General features: G+C 63.2%; 20 protein-coding genes and 1 tRNA gene. 13 read left to right on the top strand and 8 right to left on the bottom strand.

What is annotated here, in order from left to right; translation table 11 throughout:
• Positions 1 to 28 precede the first annotated feature (28 nt).
• The 5 genes from BJN45_RS16170 (at position 29) to BJN45_RS16150 (ending at position 4402) form a co-directional block, all read left to right on the top strand.
• Positions 29 to 409 (top strand): sirohydrochlorin chelatase, encoded by a 381-nt coding sequence (locus BJN45_RS16170; RefSeq protein ID WP_076097106.1) that lies wholly within the window; start codon positions 29 to 31, stop codon positions 407 to 409.
• Between the two features lie 7 nt (positions 410 to 416).
• Positions 417 to 992: an ANTAR domain-containing response regulator gene (locus BJN45_RS16165; RefSeq protein WP_076097104.1), complete on the top strand. Its 576-nt coding sequence runs from the start codon at positions 417 to 419 to the stop codon at positions 990 to 992.
• A gap of 318 nt (positions 993 to 1310) precedes the next feature.
• On the top strand, positions 1311 to 2588 hold the full coding sequence (locus tag BJN45_RS16160; RefSeq protein ID WP_076097102.1) for a CmpA/NrtA family ABC transporter substrate-binding protein: 1278 nt from the start codon (positions 1311 to 1313) through the stop codon (positions 2586 to 2588).
• A gap of 48 nt (positions 2589 to 2636) precedes the next feature.
• On the top strand, positions 2637 to 3587 hold the full coding sequence (ntrB, locus tag BJN45_RS16155; RefSeq protein WP_240494601.1) for a nitrate ABC transporter permease: 951 nt from the start codon (positions 2637 to 2639) through the stop codon (positions 3585 to 3587).
• Between the two features lie 14 nt (positions 3588 to 3601).
• Complete coding sequence (locus BJN45_RS16150) at positions 3602 to 4402, top strand: ABC transporter ATP-binding protein (RefSeq protein WP_170873114.1); 801 nt, start codon at positions 3602 to 3604, stop codon at positions 4400 to 4402.
• Between the two features lie 54 nt (positions 4403 to 4456).
• On the opposite strand, the gene BJN45_RS16145 is transcribed toward BJN45_RS16150, so the two are convergent.
• The 6 genes from BJN45_RS16145 to BJN45_RS16120 all read right to left on the bottom strand — a co-directional run bounded on the left by BJN45_RS16145 (position 4457) and on the right by BJN45_RS16120 (position 7627).
• Positions 4457 to 4726 carry a hypothetical protein gene (locus BJN45_RS16145; RefSeq protein ID WP_076097100.1) on the bottom strand — a complete coding sequence of 90 codons (270 nt, stop codon included), beginning with the start codon at positions 4724 to 4726 and terminating at the stop codon, positions 4457 to 4459.
• Between the two features lie 130 nt (positions 4727 to 4856).
• The gene (locus BJN45_RS16140; protein WP_076097098.1) at positions 4857 to 5630 is read right to left on the bottom strand and encodes a fused MFS/spermidine synthase; all 774 of its coding nucleotides are present in this window, start codon (positions 5628 to 5630) and stop codon (positions 4857 to 4859) included.
• A 6-nt stretch (positions 5631 to 5636) separates the two neighbouring features.
• Positions 5637 to 5828: a zf-HC2 domain-containing protein gene (locus BJN45_RS16135; RefSeq protein WP_076097096.1), complete on the bottom strand. Its 192-nt coding sequence runs from the start codon at positions 5826 to 5828 to the stop codon at positions 5637 to 5639.
• Positions 5822 to 6421 (bottom strand): sigma-70 family RNA polymerase sigma factor, encoded by a 600-nt coding sequence (locus tag BJN45_RS16130; RefSeq protein WP_076097095.1) that lies wholly within the window; start codon positions 6419 to 6421, stop codon positions 5822 to 5824. The genes BJN45_RS16135 and BJN45_RS16130 overlap by 7 nt, the downstream gene beginning before the upstream one ends.
• A 50-nt stretch (positions 6422 to 6471) precedes the next feature.
• The gene (gene selD, locus BJN45_RS16125; RefSeq protein WP_076097093.1) at positions 6472 to 7530 is read right to left on the bottom strand and encodes a selenide, water dikinase SelD; all 1059 of its coding nucleotides are present in this window, start codon (positions 7528 to 7530) and stop codon (positions 6472 to 6474) included.
• 22 nt (positions 7531 to 7552) lie between these two features.
• Positions 7553 to 7627: transfer RNA gene (locus tag BJN45_RS16120), tRNA-Arg, on the bottom strand.
• A 112-nt stretch (positions 7628 to 7739) separates the two neighbouring features.
• Here BJN45_RS16120 and BJN45_RS16115 point away from each other — a divergent pair.
• From BJN45_RS16115 to BJN45_RS18195, 4 genes are all read left to right on the top strand, one after another.
• Entirely contained in the window at positions 7740 to 9764 is a 2025-nt protein-coding gene (locus BJN45_RS16115) for a methyl-accepting chemotaxis protein (protein WP_076097091.1), read from the top strand.
• Positions 9765 to 9838: 74 nt separating this feature from the next.
• Complete coding sequence (locus tag BJN45_RS16110; RefSeq protein ID WP_076097167.1) at positions 9839 to 11764, top strand: ATP-binding cassette domain-containing protein; 1926 nt, start codon at positions 9839 to 9841, stop codon at positions 11762 to 11764.
• 19 nt (positions 11765 to 11783) lie between these two features.
• Entirely contained in the window at positions 11784 to 12995 is a 1212-nt protein-coding gene (locus BJN45_RS16105; protein ID WP_076097090.1) for an MFS transporter, read from the top strand.
• Positions 12992 to 13126: a hypothetical protein gene (locus BJN45_RS18195; protein ID WP_276205218.1), complete on the top strand. Its 135-nt coding sequence runs from the start codon at positions 12992 to 12994 to the stop codon at positions 13124 to 13126. The genes BJN45_RS16105 and BJN45_RS18195 overlap by 4 nt, the downstream gene beginning before the upstream one ends.
• Here the strand turns inward: BJN45_RS18195 and BJN45_RS16100 are convergent.
• Entirely contained in the window at positions 13114 to 14046 is a 933-nt protein-coding gene (locus BJN45_RS16100; RefSeq protein ID WP_240494600.1) for an HDOD domain-containing protein, read from the bottom strand. The genes BJN45_RS18195 and BJN45_RS16100 overlap by 13 nt on opposite strands.
• Before the next feature lie 38 nt (positions 14047 to 14084).
• On the opposite strand from BJN45_RS16100, the gene BJN45_RS16095 reads away from it, so the two are divergent.
• On the top strand, positions 14085 to 14729 hold the full coding sequence (locus tag BJN45_RS16095; RefSeq protein WP_076097088.1) for an MBL fold metallo-hydrolase: 645 nt from the start codon (positions 14085 to 14087) through the stop codon (positions 14727 to 14729).
• Between the two features lie 2 nt (positions 14730 to 14731).
• Here BJN45_RS16095 and BJN45_RS16090 read toward each other — a convergent pair whose 3' ends face one another.
• Positions 14732 to 15883 (bottom strand): EAL and HDOD domain-containing protein, encoded by a 1152-nt coding sequence (locus BJN45_RS16090; RefSeq protein ID WP_076097087.1) that lies wholly within the window; start codon positions 15881 to 15883, stop codon positions 14732 to 14734.
• 104 nt (positions 15884 to 15987) lie between these two features.
• Here BJN45_RS16090 and BJN45_RS16085 point away from each other — a divergent pair, with 104 nt between their 5' ends.
• The 3 genes from BJN45_RS16085 to tilS are packed head-to-tail and all read left to right on the top strand — an operon-like array spanning position 15988 to position 18594.
• Positions 15988 to 16620 carry a DNA-3-methyladenine glycosylase family protein gene (locus BJN45_RS16085; protein ID WP_076097085.1) on the top strand — a complete coding sequence of 211 codons (633 nt, stop codon included), beginning with the start codon at positions 15988 to 15990 and terminating at the stop codon, positions 16618 to 16620.
• Positions 16621 to 16679: 59 nt separating this feature from the next.
• Positions 16680 to 17648, top strand: a complete 969-nt coding sequence (locus BJN45_RS16080) for an acetyl-CoA carboxylase carboxyltransferase subunit alpha (protein WP_076097163.1) — start codon at positions 16680 to 16682, stop codon at positions 17646 to 17648.
• Positions 17617 to 18594, top strand: a complete 978-nt coding sequence (gene tilS / locus BJN45_RS16075; protein ID WP_076097083.1) for a tRNA lysidine(34) synthetase TilS — start codon at positions 17617 to 17619, stop codon at positions 18592 to 18594. Before BJN45_RS16080 ends, tilS begins: the two co-directional genes overlap by 32 nt.
• The last annotated feature ends 34 nt before the right edge of the window (positions 18595 to 18628 follow it).

Genomic DNA, 18628 nt, shown 5'->3' with positions numbered 1-18628 from the left:
CATTCATCCTTTACGCTAGAGTGCACGCATGACCACAGCCATCATCCTTTTTGCCCACGGTGCCCGCGACCCGGAATGGGCCAGCCCCATGCGCCGTGTCCAGGCGGCGATCAGGGCGCGCTCGCCCGGCACCGCCGTCGAGCTCGCCTTTCTCGAGTTCATGGCCCCGGACCTGGAAACCTGCGTTGCCGGTGCCATTGCCGCCGGTGCGCGCAAACTGGTGATCCTGCCGATGTTCATCGCCCAGGGCGGGCACCTGAAGCGGGAAGTCCCGGAAATGCTGGAAAAGTTGCGGTCGACATGGCCGGATGTCGAATTTTCGCTCGACCGGGCGATCGGTGAAGTGGAGAGCGTTGTCCAGGCCATGGCCGAGGCGGCGCTGGCAAAGGCTGGCGCGGCGCTTGCTTGATTGAAGCATGCTAAGCGTACTGGTCATCGATGAATCCCGCAGCCGGGCGGCTGAAATCTGCGCCGGGCTGGCGCTCGCCGGCTATCAGGTGGCAGCGATCCTGGCCGACTCGGCCAACCTCACCGCCGAGGTCGAGAAGCTGCAGCCCGACGTCATCCTGATCGACACAGAAAGCCCCAGCCGCGACACGCTGGAGAACCTGGCCGTGGTGCACAAGGACATGCCGCGACCAGTTGTCATCTTTACCCAGGAAGACGGTCAGAACGCCATCCGCGATGCAGTCAGGGCGGGCGTTTCGGCCTATATCGTCGATGGCCTGGACCCGAAGCGGATCAAGCCCATCGTCGATGTCGCACGCGCCCGTTTCGAGGATACGCAGGCGATGCGCCGCGAGCTCGAAGAGGTTTCGCGCAAGCTTTCCGACCGCAAGCTGGTCGACAAAGCCAAGGGTATTTTGATGAAGGCCCGTGGCCTCGACGAGGAAGCGGCCTACCACGCGATGCGCAAGCTGGCGATGGAACGCGGCCAGAACATGGCCCGGGTGGCGCGCGACGTCATCGACATGGCGCGCGTGCTGCTCTGAAATAGCGCGCTGCGCCTTTCAGCTTTCTCCCTCATGTTGTGCGGAAGTCCCGTCTGTTGCACTGCAACAGTGCGCAGGCTGTTGCGGTCGACGCCGCCGCAAGCCCGATTTTCACGAATTTATTCATTGATTTCAATTGCTTGATGGTGTTTCCGGACGGGCTGGCACGGCCGTTGCGTTAGAAAAGGCATAGCACGGTCAAAGGCGGCCGGGCACGAACCGGGTGTTCCGGTTCCAGGACAATGGCGTCCATCCTTGCTGCCCCGTGCGGCTCGGATGCGACGCCTTTTTTATTTTTAGCCATCTGGAGTCAATGCAATGGAAGATAAAAAGCCGGCTGCCGCAGCCCTTGAATCCTCTCCGGTCTCGACCAAGCGTCGCGATTTCGTCACTGCCGCCCTGGGAGCATCCCTCATGTCCATGGTTCCCCCCGGTGTTCGTAGCGCAGCCTGGGCTGCCGGCTCGGATGCCCCTGAAAAGAAGGAAGTCCGCATCGGCTTCATCCCGCTGACCGACTGCGCCTCGGTGGTCATGGCGGCGGTCAACAAGTTCGACGAAAAATACGGCATCAAGATCATCCCGACCAAGGAAGCTTCCTGGGCTGGCGTCCGCGACAAGCTGGTCAATGGCGAGCTGGACATGGCACACGTGCTGTACGGCCTGATCTACGGCGTGCACTTGGGCATCGGCGGGCCGAAGAAGGACATGGCCAACCTGATGACGCTGAACAACAACGGCCAGGGGCTGACGCTGTCGAAGGCGATCGCCAACAAGGGCGCCACCGACCTCAACGGCCTGGTTGCGCTGATGAAGAAGGAACCGCGCGAATACACCTTTGCCCAGACCTTCCCGACCGGCACCCATGCGATGTGGCTGTACTACTGGCTCGCTTCGGCCGGCATCAACCCGTTCAAGGACGTCAAGTCGATCGTTGTGCCGCCGCCGCAGATGGTTGCCAACATGCGCGTCGGCAACATGGACGGCTTCTCCGTCGGCGAGCCGTGGAACCACCGCGCGATCATGGACGGTATCGGCATTTCCGCTGCGACCTCGCAGGACGTCTGGAAGGACCACCCGGAAAAGATCCTCGGCACCACCGCCGAATTCGTCCAGAAGAACCCGAACACCTGCCGCGCCGTGATCATGGCCGTGCTCGAAGCCAGCCGCTGGATCGACGCCAACATCAGCAACAAGATGAAGATGGCCGAGGTCATCGCCCAGAAGTCCTACGTCAATACCAGCGTCGATGCGATCAACCAGCGCATCCTTGGTCGCTACCAGAACGGCCTGGGCAAGACCTGGGACGATCCGAACCACATGAAGTTCTTCAACGACGGTGCGGTGAACTACCCCTACCTGTCTGACGGCATGTGGTTCCTGACCCAGCACAAGCGCTGGGGTTTGCTCAAGGATCACCCGGATTACCTGGCTGTCGCCAAGAAGATCAACCAGACCGAGCTGTACACGCAGGCGGCGTCCAAGCTGGGCATCAGTGTGCCGAAGAGCCCGCTGCGTTCGTCGAAGCTGATCGACGGCGTGGTCTGGGACGGTTCGAATCCGGCCAAGTACGCCGACGGTTTCAAGGTCAAGGTCTGAGCCAGCGCGCTGCCGCTCCGGCGGCAGCGCATCACCAAGGAGATTGCCATGAGCACCCTGACGATAAGCGGTGGTTTTGCCGGCCAGACAGCGGTCGACCACGCACCCAAGGAAGTCCCCGCCGGGGGCTGCACGATGACTCCGTCCGCCGAGGCGGCCAAGGAAACCAAGATGGAAAAAAGCGCTTCTCTCCCTGTCACCGAACCCGGCATTGCCTGGTCTGAACTCCTGAATGGCGCCGCCAGGCTGGTTCTGCCGCCGCTGCTCGGCATGTTGTTGCTGGTTGGCGTCTGGTATGTGGCAACGCTCGGCGGTGGCCCCATCCCCGGGCCGCTGGCGGTCTGGGATGCCGCTGCCGTGCTCTTCGCCGACCCCTTCTACAATAACGGACCGAACGATCTGGGCATTGGCTGGAACGTGCTTGCCTCGCTCGAACGCGTCGGCATCGGCTTCGGCCTGGCGGCGCTGGTCGGTATTCCGCTCGGCTTCATGCTCGGCCGTTTTGCCTTCCTGTCGAGCATGATCAATCCGCTGATCAGCCTGCTCCGTCCGGTGTCACCGCTGGCCTGGCTGCCGATCGGCCTGCTCGTGTTCCAGAAGGCCGACCCGGCAGCGACCTGGACGATCTTCATCTGTTCGATCTGGCCGATGATCATGAACACCGCCCAGGGCGTCCAGCGCGTGCCGCAGGATTACCTCAACGTCGCCCGCGTGCTCGACCTGTCGGAATGGAAGGTGGTCACGCGCATCCTGTTCCCGGCCGTGCTGCCCTACATGCTGACCGGCATCCGCCTGTCCATCGGTACCGCCTGGCTGGTCATCGTCGCTGCGGAAATGCTCACCGGCGGCGTCGGCATCGGTTTCTGGGTGTGGGACGAGTGGAACAACCTGAAGGTCGAACACATCATCATCGCCATCTTCATCATCGGTATCGTCGGTCTGCTCCTCGAGCAGGCGCTGATCCTGCTGGCCAAGAAGTTGACCAAAGAATCGTCCTGAGCGGAGCCAATATCATGGAAAAATTCGTACAAATCGAAAACGTCGGCCAGACCTTCGATACCAAGAAGGGCAAGTTCGTCGCCCTGCGCGACATCGACCTGACGCTGAAGCAGGGCGAGTTCGTTGCGCTGATCGGCCACTCCGGCTGCGGCAAGTCGACGCTGCTCAACCTGATTGCCGGCCTGACCAAGCCGACCAGCGGCGTGCTGCTGTGCGACGGTCGCGAGATTGCCGGCCCCGGTCCGGAGCGGGCGGTGGTCTTCCAGAACCACAGCCTGCTGCCCTGGCTGACCTGTTTCGAAAACATCTACCTGGCCGTCGAGCGCGTGTTCAGCCAGAAGGAAGGCAAGCCGAAGCTGAAGGCGCGGACGCAGGCGGCGATCGAACTGGTTGCTCTGGGCCATGCGGCGCACAAGTATCCGCACGAAATCTCCGGTGGCATGAAGCAGCGCGTCGGCATCGCCCGGGCGCTGTCGATGGAGCCGAAGGTGCTGCTGATGGACGAGCCCTTCGGTGCGCTCGACGCACTGACCCGCGCGCGCTTGCAGGATGAGCTGATGAAGATCTGCGAAAAGACGCAGGCGACCGTGGTCATGGTGACCCATGATGTCGATGAGGCGGTTCTGTTGTCCGACCGCATCGTGATGATGACCAACGGCCCGGCAGCAACCATTGGCGAGATTCTCGAAGTCAATCTGCCGCGTCCGCGTGCCCGCCTGGAACTGGCCCACGATTCGGCTTACATCGATTGTCGTGCCGCCGTGCTGGAATTCCTCTACGAAAAGCAGGCGCACGTCGAGAAGCAGGCTGCCTGAACTGCCTGGTTGCCGGCAACGGCCCGCAGCGCAAGCTGGCGGGCCGTTTTTCCGTCAGTGCTGGGTCGGCAGCGGGTGGGTCCGCTGCAGGTGTTCGTAGGTCTGCATCAGGTCGAGCACCCTTTCGTTGTGCCCAACCTCCAGTGCGTGCTGCATGTTTTCGATGATCATCGCATGCAGCTGGCAGACGCCTTCCGGCGTACATAGCAGTACTTCGCTCATTTCGGCGGCAATGGTCATCGGGATGTGTTGATGCTCGGCAATGGCTTCGATTTCACCACGGTCGAGATCGCAATAGTCGAGAACGTCTTGCATGGACAGCATGGGCTCCTCCGGTTTTGGCAGAATTCTGACGTGAATTACGTTGTCGTTATTTCTGTCCGCCTTGTCGTTGTTTTTGGTGGAGGATTCCGTTATTTATAGCACGTCAGGCCGTTAATTCAAGGTTTGCCGATCACAGGGCGAGCGGTGCGACATCGCTGGTGCCGGCCTGTTGCAGGCGGAGGACGGTTGGCATCAGGTTGAGACGGGTCTGTTTCTTCAGCGCATCGGCGCGTTCGGTCAAGGTTGTCAGCGTGGCTTCGACGGGGTTCTCGCCGCGCCCGAAAACGATGGTGTTGCCGCTGTCGCAGGCCGGAAAAACCGCGATCTGCCCGCTGAAGGCGTCCCTGATGCGGTCGACGCTGCGGCTGAAGCCTTTTTCCCGCAGCAGGTTGACGCAGAACAGGCCGTCATCGCTCAGCCGGGCGCGGCAGGACTGGTAGAAGGCCGGGGTATCGAGCATGCCGGGCCGGCCGCCGGCATCGAAGCCGTCGGACAGGATCAGGTCGAAACGGCGGCTACTGGTCTGCAGGTAGTCGGCACCGCAAGCAATCTGCACGTCGAGACGCAGCGGATCGTCGGGCAGCTTGAAATACTGGCGGGCGACGAATTCGACCTGCGGGTTGATCTCGACCACGGTGATCCGGCAATCCGGGAAATTGCGGTAGAGGAACTTGGCCAGTGAGCCGGCACCGAGGCCGATCAGCAGCGCGCTGCGCGGCCAGCGCCCCGGCTTGCGCAGCAACAGGCCGGCCATCATTTCGCGGGTGTAGTCGAGTTCCAGTGACCACGGCCGGGCAACGCGCATGGCGCCCTGCACCCATTCGGAGCCGAAGTGCAGATAGCGGACGCCATCGGCTTCACTGATGTCGATGGCGTGGCGCGGTGGGTTTCCGGTCTTTCGCATGGGGTTTCAGTCCTTGTGCTGGCGGCTTTCGTCGACGTAGCGACGACAGGCTTCGCGCAGGAAGTTGGTCTGGCTCTTGAAATGGCGGCAGCCGGTGCACATCGCCAGATGCATTTCCAGATTCATTTTTTCGCCCAGGCCGAGTTTCCGGTCCTGTGCTTCGGACATCAGGCGGGTGGCTTCCTTGCAGCTCAGCATGGCCGTTCTCCACTGGCAAACCAGCTCTTTTCCAGGCACCGGCGCAGGCCGTTGCGGGCGCGGTGCAGGATGACGTTGCAGTTGCTGGTCGTGATGCCCAGCTGGGTGCACACTTCCGGCGTTTCGAATTCGAGGAACTCGCGCATCATGAAGACGCGCGCGGTGTTCTCCGGCAAGTGGTTCAGGCAGACGTCGAAAACCTCCCAGAAGCGCTGCTGACGCAGGCTTTCTTCCGGATCGCCCCAGCCTGCCGGGCGATGGTCCGGGTGCCAGTGGGCGTTGGCCTTGAACAGGCTGTCGAAGGTCTGGTCCATGCTCTCCTCGTCGGTGGAAAGCGCGGAAATGTTGGTGGTTCTGGCTTGCAGGCGGATCTGGTCGACGATCTTGTTTTTCAGGATGGCAAAGACCCAGGTTTTCAGTGCCGAGCGGCCGGCAAAATCCCGGGCGCTGGTCAGCGCGGCGGCCAGCGCTTCCTGGACGACATCCTCGGCCAGGGCATGATCGCGCAGTTGCAGGCTGGCGAACTTGAGCAGGTCACGGCGGATTTCCTCGATCTGCTGCGGGTCGAACAGGGAGGCTGCACACTGGGCCATGGATGATTCCTGAAGGTCTTGCCCGGTAGTCGTGGCAGCCGGCCGGTTTCTTACGCTGCGCCGCGAACGAGCAGGGGTGCCGGGCCGGCAGGCAGGACTTCGCCGATCTCGGCCGCCTCGGCAAAACCATGGCGGTGGAAGATGGCCAGGACTTCGGCAACGCTGTCGGCGGCGCAGGAAACCAGCAGGCCACCACTGGTCTGCGGATCGGTCAGCAGCGTTCGTTCGACAGCCGGGAAATCGGCGGGCAGCGCAATTTCATGTCCGTAGCCGGCGAAGTTGCGGCCCGATGCGCCGGTGATGAAACCGCGTTCGGCCAGATCGCGCACGCCCTCGAGCAGCGGTACCCGGGCCCAGTCGATGGCCAGCGTGCACTTCGCGCCGCGTGCCAGTTCGAGCGCGTGGCCGGCCAGGCCGAAGCCGGTGACGTCGGTCAGGGCGTGCACCCCGGACAGTTCGGCCAGGTCCGGTCCGGGCGTGTTGAGCTGGGTGGTCACGGCGATCATTTTTGCGTATCCGGCGGCGTCGACCGCATCTTTCTTCAATGCCGCCGACAGGATGCCGACGCCGAGCGGCTTGCCGAGCACCAGCTTGTCGCCGGGGCGGGCATCGGCATTGCGCCGGACCTTGTCCGGGTGCACCAGGCCGAGTGCCACCAGACCGTAGATCGGCTCGACCGAGTCGATGGTGTGGCCGCCGGCGATCGGGATGCCGGCAGCGCGACAGACCGATTCGCCGCCTTCGAGGATGCGCCGGATGGTGTCGTGCGGCAGCACGTTGATCGGCATGCCGACCAGCGCCAGCGCCATGATCGGCCGGCCGCCCATGGCGTAGACATCGGAAATCGCATTGGTTGCCGCGATGCGGCCGAAGTCGAACGGATCATCGACGATCGGCATGAAGAAATCGGTGGTGGCAATCAGCGCCTGCGTGTCATTGAGCTTGTATACCGCGGCGTCGTCGGCAGTTTCGATGCCGACCAGCAGTTCCGGCGGGATCGGCAGCCGATTGGTCCCCTTGAGGATGTCGGCGAGGATGCCCGGAGCGATCTTGCAGCCGCAGCCGCCGCCATGGGAAAGGGAAGTGAGACGCGGGGGAGTCGTGGTCATGGGGCTTCCGGTTGGGCAGGCTTGGCGCCCCCAGGTGGAATCGAACCACCAATTCGCCCTTAGGAGGGGCGTGTTATATCCATTTAACTATGGAGGCAGGCCTTCGGTTTCGGCAGGGGCGCATTGTACCGGGCGTCGGAGCCTTGTGATAGATTGGCCGGCACTAATTACAAAAATGGAGGGGGGCGAAAATGTTTACGAAATTTCAAATGCGGCCGATCGCGCAGCAACTGATTGTTGCCGTGGTGGCGGCGCTGGTGCTGGTATTCGCGTTGATGACGGCGATCGTGCAGCAGCGGGCTGATGGTGCGGCGCTGGCTGTGGCCGAACATAACCTGACGCACGAGGCCAAGCTGATGGCCGGCATGCTCGATGCGCTGTTCGATGCGGTGCGCGAGCGCGGGGATCGGCAGTCCGACTTTTTCGGCAAGTTCCTCAACGGCACGCCGGTGCTGACGAACGAGACCATGCGTACCGGCGATGTCGATCTGCCCATCATTCGTCTGGGGGGCGAGGCGCTCAACGGCAGCGAGCGGGTTTTGTCGTCTTTCAAGGCGTTGACCGGAGAAGAGGCGGCCTTCCTAGTATTCAAGGACAACAAGGTCTATCGCCTGAGTACATTGCTGCGCAACAAGGAGGGCAAGCCGATGCATGGCGTGCCGCTGCCGGATGGCGATCCGGTGGCGCGTGCCCTGTTGGCCGGCAAGGATTATCAGGGACTGGCGATTCGTGCCGGCAAGTACAACTTCAGTACCGTGCGCCTGCTGCGTGACGACAGTGGCAAGGCCTGGGGCGCCTATTCGGTGCGGATTTCGCTGGAGCAGGAATTGAAGCGGATCCGGACGCAGTTTGGCGCGCTGGTCGCCGGCCAGACCGGTTATGTATATATCGTCCGGCCAACCGACGACAAGGGTGGCGGCGAGTTCGTCCTGCATCCGAAGTATCAGGAAAAGCAGCTGGCCGAGGTCGAGTTGCCGGCCACGGCGAAAAGCGCAGTCAGCGAGTTGCTGATGCGCAAGAACGGCGCCTATCGCTATCACATGCCCGATGCCGACGGCAGCGAACGCGAGAAGATCGTTGTCGCCGCGACTTCGGAAGCCTGGGGCTGGACCGTGGTGACCGGCAGCTGGCTGGATGAATATCTCGAGGAAAGTCAGGCCCTGCGCAATCTGTTCATCGTCATCAGCATCATTGCCGCGCTGTTGCTGGCAGCCATTGTTCTTGTCCTGATCAATTCGCGGATGCGCGGCTTGACCCAGATGGTTGGCGAGGTCGTGCGGCTCAGCGGTGGCGACTTGCGGGCAACGGTCCAGTCCGCCGATCCGGCCAGTCGCAATGAAGTGCATGCGATTGCCCGTGCTTTCAACGACATGGCGCACAGCATGCGGCAACTGGTTGGCGGTGTCGCCAGTACGTCCGGTCAGGTCGGGGTGGCCGCCAATGAATTGCAGGAAGCGGCACGACTGGCCATGCAGGGTTCGGAGCAGGCGGCCCAGTCGGCGTCCGGGATTGCCGCATCGATCGAGGAGTTGTCGGTCAGCGTCACTCAGGTGGCGGAAAACGCCAATCACGCCGCCCGGATTTCGGAGGAGACCAAGGATGTCACCGCCAACGGACGGCAGGTGGTCGGTCGCGCCATGGGCGAACTGGAGCGGGTGGCCGTCGATATCAGTGAATCGGCGGGCCTGATCGAATCGCTGGGCGCGCGCTCGAAGCAGATTTCCAGTGTGGTCGGCGTGATCCGGGAAATCGCCGAGCAGACCAACCTGCTGGCGCTGAATGCGGCCATCGAGGCGGCACGGGCCGGTGAGCAGGGCCGCGGATTTGCCGTGGTGGCCGACGAGGTGCGCAAGCTGGCCGAGCGGACTTCCCTGTCCACCCAGGAAATCTCGTCGACGGTGAATGCCATCCTGGACGAAACGGCGCGCGCTGTTGGCCGCATGCAGTCGGTCAGCGCCAACATGGCCGGCAGCGTCGGCCTGGCCCGGGAGGCCGGGGTGGCGCTGGCGACCATCGACGAGCGGGCACAGCAGACGGTGCTGGTGGTGCAGGGTATCGCCGACAGCACGCGCGAACAGAGTTCGGCCAGCCAGGAAATCGCCCGCCTGGTCGAAACCATCGTCCAGTCGGCCGAAGGCAGCAGCAGCCGGGCCGTGCGCAACAGTGACCGGGCGCAGAATCTGCAGCATCTCTCGGCCGAGTTGCAGGCACAGCTTTCCCGCTTCACCACCTGAACGATTAGAATCACGCCATCCTTCATCATTGCCAATGCGCGGCGCCTCGCGGGGCGCCGTTTTCATTGCTGAACATGCCCTATCTCAAACTTTCCGATGCCTGCCTCGCCTACGGCCATGTGCCGCTCCTCGATCACGCCGATTTCCTGCTCGATCCGGGCGAGCGCGTTGCCCTGATCGGCCGCAACGGTACCGGCAAGTCGTCGCTGCTGGCGGCGATGGCGGCCGGTTCCGGCAAAGGCCGGCTGGACGATGGCGAGGTCTGGGTGCAACCGGGCATCCGCGTTGGCTACGTGCCGCAGGAGCCGCCGTTCGATCCCGAGGCATCGGTGTTCGAAGCGGTGATTTCCGGCATGGGCGAGACGTCGACCCTGCTCGCCGAATATCACGAGATCTCGCATCACCTGGCCGACGGGCAGGGCGATCACGATACGCTGCTGGCGCGCATGGATACCCTGCAGCACGAGCTCGAATCCCGCGGCGCCTGGGCTTACGAGGCGCAGGCGGAGCGCGTCATCGCCCGCTTCAGCCTCGATCCCGAGGCCAAGGTCGGCAGTCTGTCCGGCGGCCAGAAGAAGCGCCTGGCGCTGGCCCAGGCACTGGCGGTGGCGCCGGAAGTGCTGCTCCTTGACGAGCCGACCAACCACCTCGACATCGCCGCCATCGAATGGCTGGAAACGCTGTTGATCGAGTCCGGTGTGACCTTGCTGTTCATCACCCACGACCGTTCCTTCCTGGATCGCGTCAGTACCCGCATCGTCGAACTTGATCGCGGCAAGCTGGCCAGTTTTCCCGGCAACTTCAGCCAGTACCAGCAGCGCAAGGAAGCGATGCTGCACGAGGAATCGCTGGCCAACGCCCGCGCCGACAAGCTGCTGAAGGAAGAGGAAGTGTGGATCCGCAAGGGCGTCGAGGCGCGGCGCACGCGTGCGGTGTTCCGCGTCCAGCGGCTCGACCGCCTGCGCGCCGAACGCCAGGCGCGGCGCGAGCGCATGGGCAAGGTCAACCTGCAACTGGAGGTTGGCGATCGCAGCGGCAAGCTGGTCGCCGAACTGGAGCACGTGCAGAAATCCTACGGTCAACGGCCGATCGTGGCCGATTTCTCGACCCGCATCCAGCGCGGCGACAAGATCGGCCTGATCGGTCCCAATGGCGCCGGCAAAACGACGCTGCTGCGGCTAATCCTCGGCGAATTGCAGCCGGATGCCGGCAGCGTGCGCCAGGGGACGAAGATGGAAATCGCCTACTTCGACCAGTTCCGTACGCAACTGAATCCGGATTCGACGCTGTCCGACGTCATCTCGCCGGGCTCCGACTGGGTCGAGATCGGCGGCGCGCGCAAGCACGTGATCGGCTACCTGGAAGATTTCCTGTTCGCGCCCGAGCGCGCCCGCTCGCCGGTCAGTTCACTGTCCGGCGGCGAGCGCAACCGGCTGCTGCTGGCCCGCCTGTTCGCCAAGCCGGCCAACGTGCTGGTCCTCGACGAGCCGACCAACGACCTCGACATTGATACGCTGGAACTGCTCGAACAACTGCTGCAGGACTATGACGGCACGCTGTTCCTGGTCAGCCACGACCGGACCTTCCTCGACAACGTCGTCACCCAGACCATTGCCGCCGAAGGCGACGGTGTCTGGAAGGAATATGCCGGCGGCTACAGCGACTGGGCCAGCTACAAGGCCGGCGTCGCCAGGGCGGAAGCCGACAAGCCGAAGATCGAGGCAAAGCCGGCGGCGAAACCGGCGGATGTCGTCAAGGCCAAGGGCGACAAGCTGTCGTGGAAGGAGCAGCGCGAACTGGAAACGCTGCCGGAGAAGATCGCCGGGCTGGAAACCGAGCAGGCGGCGCTGACGCTGCAACTGGAAGACCCGGCGCTGTACCTGCGCGACCCTCAGGCGGCGCAGAAGGCCTCTGACCGGCTGGCGGCGATCGACGACGAACTGATGAGCCTGCTCGAACGCTGGGAAAATCTTGAAGCCCGTGCCGGGAACCCGAACTGATCCGGTGAATCGAAGACCGATGAACGCAAATACCAACTCCGCTTCCTGGCGCACGCCGCTGATCATCCTGACCGTCGGCTGTGTCATCCTGACCCTGTCGATGGGCGTGCGCCACACCGCCGGCCTGTTCCTCCAGCCAATGACCATGGATCATGGCTGGAGCCGGGAAACCTTCTCCTTTGCCATTGCCTTGCAGAACCTGGTCTGGGGCCTGGCCTCACCCTTCGCCGGCGCCCTGGCCGACCGCCACGGTGCCGGGCGCACCGTGGTTGGCGCGGCGGTGCTCTATGTGATCGGTCTGGTGCTGATGTCGCAGGCGGCATCGCCGCTGGCATTCGACCTGTCGGCTGGCGTGCTGATCGGCCTCGGCCTGTCGGGGACGACCTTCGCGGTAATCATGGGCGTCATCGGCCGTCACACGACGCCGGAAAAGCGCAGTCTGGCGCTCGGCATCGCCAGTGCCGGTGGCTCCTTCGGCCAGTTTGCCGTGCTGCCGATCGGGCAGGCGCTGATCACCGCCTACGGCTGGCAGAGTGCGCTGGTCCTGCTCGCCTGCGGCGTCGGCCTGATCGCACCGCTGGCTTATGCCATGGCCGATGGCCACAAGCCTGCCGCCGGTGGTGGCCAGTCGATCGCCCAGGCACTGCACGAGGCCGGTGGTCAGAAAAGCTTCCACTACCTGTTCTGGGGCTATTTCGTTTGCGGCTTCCAGACCGCCTTCATCATGCTGCACCTGCCGTCCTTCCTGGTCGATGGCGGGCTGACCGCCAACGTCGGTATGACTGCGGTGGCACTGATCGGCCTGTTCAACATCTTCGGTTCCTTCCTGTTCGGCTGGGCCGGCGGGCGTGGCAGCAAGAAGGATCTGCTGGTGGTGATCTATGCCGTGCGCGCAGTGGCCATCCTGATTTTCATGCTGGTGCCGCTGTCGACCGCAAGTGCCTGGATTTTTGCTGCGGTGATGGGCATCCTCTGGCTGGGTACGGTGCCGCTGACCAACGGGCTGGTGGCGCAGATCTTCGGTCTGCGCTACATGTCGATGCTCACCGGCATCGTCTTCCTCGGTCATCAACTGGGCAGTTTCCTCGGTGCCTGGCTTGGCGGACGCATCTTCGACCAGACCGGCTCCTACGACATGGCCTGGATCATCGCTATCGTGCTCTCGGTGCTGGCGGCGCTGTGTTCGTGGCCGATCAACGAAAAGCCGCTGGCGCGGCAGGCGGCGGCATGAAGCCCCAGTGGCGATGGTTTCTCGCCGGCGCCGGGCTGGCGCTGCTGCTCGCCGTGCTGGCCATGATCTTCATGGCCTATCAGATGCCCGGGTTGCTGCTCGACTGGACCAACCTCAGTTATTGCGGCTGATCGTCGGTTGCCGGCTTATCCAGGCCGAGGTGGCGGCGGACCGCGTCGGGCGTCAGGTTGAGCAGTGTCCCGATGTCGGAGAAGTCGTCGGGTAGCGCCGGGTCGTCCCAGCCATTGGCCGAATGGCGGGCCAGTCGAACCGCCAGCGAGACGTTGCGCACCCGCGGCTGCTCGGTGTGGTGATCGTCGATCAACTGGGCCAGCAGGTCGGGCAGGTGCCAGACCTTGCACAGCGCCTGCTGGATTTCCTGAAAACTGAGGCCGAGGACCTGCTCCTGGGCGTCGGCACTGCGCATGGTCGGCTGGGCTTGTTGCCGGGCCTGGATGGCGAGGCCGAGTTTCGGGGCAAAGCACCACACCAGGATTTCCGCCAGATCGTGCAGCAAGGCTGCAATACGGATTTCCTCCATGTTCAGGTCGTGGCGCCAGATCGCCCAGTCCTGGGCGTAGTCGGCGGCCCGCTGGGAGCGCCGGATGACGTGGAGGATGCCGAGCAGGGCATGCGGATCGTAGCCTTTCAGCGTGTCCTCGATGGTCGGCAGGGCGTCGAAACGGCGGAAGAACGGCAGCAGGCCGGCCATCATCACGGCCCCGGCGATGGTCGTGATGTCGTGCTGCAGCGAACGGCCGCGGAGTGGCTGGATATAAGCCAGCACCCGGACCGTCATGATCGGGTCCTGCAGGATGACGCGGGCCAGTTCACGCGCATCGACGTTGTCGATGTCGGCGCGCATTTCCTCCAGTCGCCGCTTGGTGACACGCAGGACTGGCATGCTGTTGTTGCTGAACAGCAGTACCCAGGCATCCTGGTCCGGCAGGGGGTGGTCGATCATGCGCTTGGCGTCCCGAAGAAAGGCTTGCGTTGTGCCGATGACGGCCAGTGTAAGGGGGCGGTCGGCGCCGGGCAAGCGTTGGCGCATGCCATAATCGCGGTTGTTGCCACTTTTTGTTGCCGCCCATGCGCTACCAGATCATTCCCGTCACGCCTTTTGAACAGAATTGCACCCTTTTCTGGTGCGAAAAGACCCGCCAGGCGGCAGTCATTGACCCCGGTGGCGATGTTGATCGTATCCTGGCTGTACTGGCGGCCGAAGGTCTGACGCTGGCCAAGGTGCTGGTGACTCACGGCCACATCGACCATGCCGGCGGTGTCGCTGCACTGCTGGAACGTACCGCTGGTGTTCCGGTGGAAGGGCCGCACGAAGAGGATCGTTTCTGGATCGACGGCATGGCGAAGCAGAGCAAGATGTTCGGGTTTCCGGATGTCGCTTCCTTCACGCCGGATCGCTGGCTGCAGGATGGTGACAAGGTCTGTTTCGGCGAGGTTGAACTTGATGTCCTGCATTGTCCGGGACACACGCCGGGGCACGTGGTCTTCTTTCACGCGCCGAGCAAGCTGGCCCAGGTTGGCGATGTGTTGTTCCAGGGATCGATCGGGCGTACCGACTTTCCGCGCGGTGACCATGCAACCTTGCTGGCTTCAATCAAGGACAAGCTGTTCGCGCTCGGCGACGATGTCGATTTCGTTCCCGGCCACGGGCCGATGTCGACCCTGGGCGAGGAACGTCGCTACAACCCCTTCCTGAGTGGCCGCTTCGGCTGATATCAGGCGTGGATGCGTCCGGCCCAGCTCAGAGCCTGCATCTGTGCGTCGAGGACGTGCGCGGGATCAAGTGCGAGTTCACCGAGCAGTTGCCCGGCGACCGCCAGATTGCGTCGATCCATGGCTTCCAGCGCCAGCAGCAGCTTGCCGGCCGGTCCGGCATGGTGAGCCAGGGCATCATTCATGCTGGTTGCCAGCGGCAGTTGCTGGAGAATTTCCGGCATGGAAATGTTCAACAGTACGTCGAGTAGCGAGAAGCAACCGATCATGAAGGCGCTGTCCGCCAGATTGGGCAGTTCCGGTTGAGGCTGCAGGCGCGGGGCGAGCAGTTCCATCAGCCGGCCACGGACGGCAGCCTTGTAGAGCAGTGGGTTGGGGTGATGACCATTTTCCGGATCGGCGTAGATCAACAGTTGCAGCCAGCGCTCCAGTTGGCGGCGACCAAGCAGGTTGATGGCCTGGGCAAAACTGGTGATCGGCGTGCGCGGCGCGATGGCTGCTGAATTGACGAGGCGCAACAGACTGTAGGACAGCTTGGTTTCGTGGCGGAAAATTTCGTCGAGTTCGTCGGTATCCGCATCCTGGGCAATCAGCGCCAGCAGTTTCAGCATTTTCTGGCGGGTCGTGTCGGCTTTCTTGCCTGCGGCCGAACGCGTCATCAGGTATTCGCCGGTGCTCAGCGTGCAGGCGTTGGCCAGCGCCCAGTCGCGGTCGCTGTGATTCTGGACGCCGATGGCAACGATAAGGGTGCGCGCAGATAGGCCGTGCAGTGTGAACGGTGGCTGGGTTCTCGCCTGGCTGACCGATATCAGCAGGTGCTCCCAGGTGCCGGCGGCTGGCAGCTTGTTGGCGGGTGAGGCCAGCAGTGCCAGTTTGCGTTTTGCCTGGCGCAGCCCCGCTTCAAGTTCTCCGGCGCTTGCCGCGGGGCTGGCCTGGAAGGTGGCAATGATGCGCTCGGGATGCCTTTGTTCGAGCGGGCTTGCCGGAACGAACCACGGATGGCGATGGTCGAATTCGCCGAATTGCGGATGTTCGAAGAGATATTCTTCCGTCTCGGCCGGCGCAGTGTCCGGTGCATATTCCAGCAAATAGCCCGCACAGATGTCGTTGTGACCTAGCAGCGGGTGGATGAAGGCGTATCCTTTGGGTGTCATTGGCTGGCAGTTTTGGAGGTTTCGAGAATGGTAGCAAATTCGCTGGATGGCGTGGCTGGCGCAGTTCAACAATTTTTCCGCTTTTCTGCGGTCGACCGCAGCAAATGACGGTTTTTTCCGCATTTCCCGATTACTGGGCCGAAGCATCCCGGGCGCTCGCTGTCGGCGATCCGCTGATGGCTGAACTGGTCGAACGCCATGCCGGGGCGTCGCTGGCTTCCCGGGGCGATGCCTTTGCCACGCTGGCCCGCTCCATTGTCGGTCAGCAGATCTCGGTCAAGGCCGCCGACGCAGTCTGGGGGCGGTTTTCCGAACGGGTTGGCGAACTGGTGCCGACGCGCGTGCAGGCCTTGGGCTGCGATGGTCTGGCGGGTTGTGGCCTGTCGCAGCGCAAAATCGAATATCTGGGTGATCTGGCACAGCATTTTCTCGATGGGCGTCTCGACCCCGCGGGCTGGGACCGTCTGGATGATGAGGCGCTGATCGTCGAGTTGTGCAAGGTGCGCGGCATCGGCCGGTGGACAGCCGAGATGTTCCTGATTTTCAACCTGATGCGTCCGGATGTCTTTCCCCTTGACGACATCGGTCTGCAACGGGCGATTTTCACGCGCTACTTTGCCGGCGGGAAGCAGCCGCGGCGCGTGCTGGCGGATTTCGGCGAGCGCTGGCGGCCGTGGCGTTCGGTTGCCACCTGGCACCTCTGGCGCAGTCTCGATCCGGTACCTGTTGAGTACTGACGCATTCCCCTTTGGGCCTTTGGGGTAAAATGCGCGCCAACTTCAGAACCGAGCAGTCCATGAAAACAAGTTTCCTCGATTTCGAGCAATCCATTGCCGACCTCGAAGCCAAGATCGAACAGTTGCGCTTCGTCCAGGACGATACCGCCGTTGATATCTCGGAAGAAATCGGGCGCCTGGAGAAGAAAAGCGCCCAGTTGACCAAGGATATCTACGCTAAGCTGACGCCCTGGCAGATTTCCCAGGTGGCGCGCCATCCGCAGCGCCCCTATACGCTGGACTACATCCAGCACATCTTCACCGACTTCGAAGAATTGCATGGTGACCGCAGCTTTGCCGACGATCATGCCATTGTCGGCGGTCTGGCCCGCTTCAATGGCCAGTCGGTGATGGTCATCGGCCACCAGAAGGGGCGCGATACCAAGGACAAGATCTACCGCAACTTCGGCATGCCGCGTCCGGAAGGCTATCGCAAGGCGCTGCGTCTGATGAAGCTGGCCGAGAAATTCGGTCTGCCGGTGATGACTTTTGTCGACACGCCAGGCGCCTATCCCGGCATCGGCGCCGAGGAACGCGGCCAGTCCGAGGCGATCGGTCGCAACCTGTACGTGATGGCCGAACTGAAGGTGCCGGTCATCGTCACCATCATCGGCGAAGGTGGTTCAGGCGGCGCGCTGGCCATCGCCGTCGGCGACACCATGCAGATGCTGCAGTATTCGACCTATTCGGTGATTTCACCGGAAGGTTGTGCATCGATCCTGTGGAAGAGCGCCGACAAGGCGCCGGAAGCGGCGGAAACCATGGGCATCACGGCGCAGCGCCTGAAAACCCTGGGCCTGATCGACCGCATCGTCAACGAGCCGCTGGGCGGCGCCCATCGCGATCATGCCGCCATGTCGGCCAGCCTGAAGAAGGCATTGCAGGATTCGCTCAAGCAGCTTTCCGGGATGCCTGTCGAGGCACTGCTGGCGCAGCGCTACGAGCGCCTGATGAGTTATGGCCGGTTCAAGGAACAGCCTGTCGCCTGATCTTTCCGGGCGGGTCGGCGCTTTCGTCGCCGCCCGCATCGATGCTGCCGACACTTTCTACGTCGGTCTGTCCGGCGGCTGCGATTCCGTCGTCCTGCTGCACCTGCTGTCACGCCTCGATCTGACCGGGCGGCTGGGCGCCATTCATGTGCATCACGGCCTGTCACCCAATGCCGACGCCTGGGCCGACTTCTGTGCCGACTATTGCCGACGCCTCGCGATCCCGCTGATTTGTGAGCGTGTGGCCGTCGACCGCAACAGCGGCCAGGGTATTGAAGCGGCCGCCCGCGCAGCACGTTACGCGGCATTTGCCGAGCTGTTGCCGGCCGGTGCCTGTGTTCTCTTGGCGCAGCATCGTGGCGACCAGGCCGAAACCCTGTTGTTCAACCTGCTGCGCGGTGCCGGCGTCGCCGGGGCGGCGGCGATGCGCGCCGAGCGCGGTGCTGGCGCCTTGCGTATCCTGCGCCCGTTGCTCGACAGTTCCCGTGCCGAGATCGAAGCCCATGCCCGTCAGCATGGTCTGGCCTGGATCGAAGACGAGAGCAACGGCGATACCCGGTTGTCGCGCAATTTTCTTCGCCACGAGGTGTTGACCGCAATAAATCGGCACTTTCCCGCTGCCGAGGCAACGCTCGCCCAGGCCGCCGGCAACTTCGCCGAAGCCGCAGATCTGCTTGACGAGCTGGCGGCGCTCGACTGGCAGTCGGCTGCGGATGGTGAGGCCGCCAGACTGCCAGTGTTGCGCGGATTGTCATTCCCCCGTCTGAAGAATCTCCTGCGCTGGCGGCTGCGCCTTCTCGGCTGGCAGCCTCCGGTCGCCGCCCGCCTGGACGAGTTTGCCCGGCAGATTCTCGTGGCTGGGCCGGATCGCCATCCGGAACTCCGGTTGCCGGCCGGAAAAATGCGGCTGGCACGTGGCCGGCTGTGCTGGTTAGTCGATGAATAACAATTGGTTACGGAGCGCCTTTCACCTGTCGGAA

This window comes from Azonexus hydrophilus (genome assembly GCF_001956855.1).
In the GTDB taxonomy this organism is placed as follows: Bacteria; Pseudomonadota; Gammaproteobacteria; order Burkholderiales; family Rhodocyclaceae; genus Azonexus; species Azonexus hydrophilus_A.
This window is presented reverse-complemented; position numbering and strand designations above follow the sequence as displayed.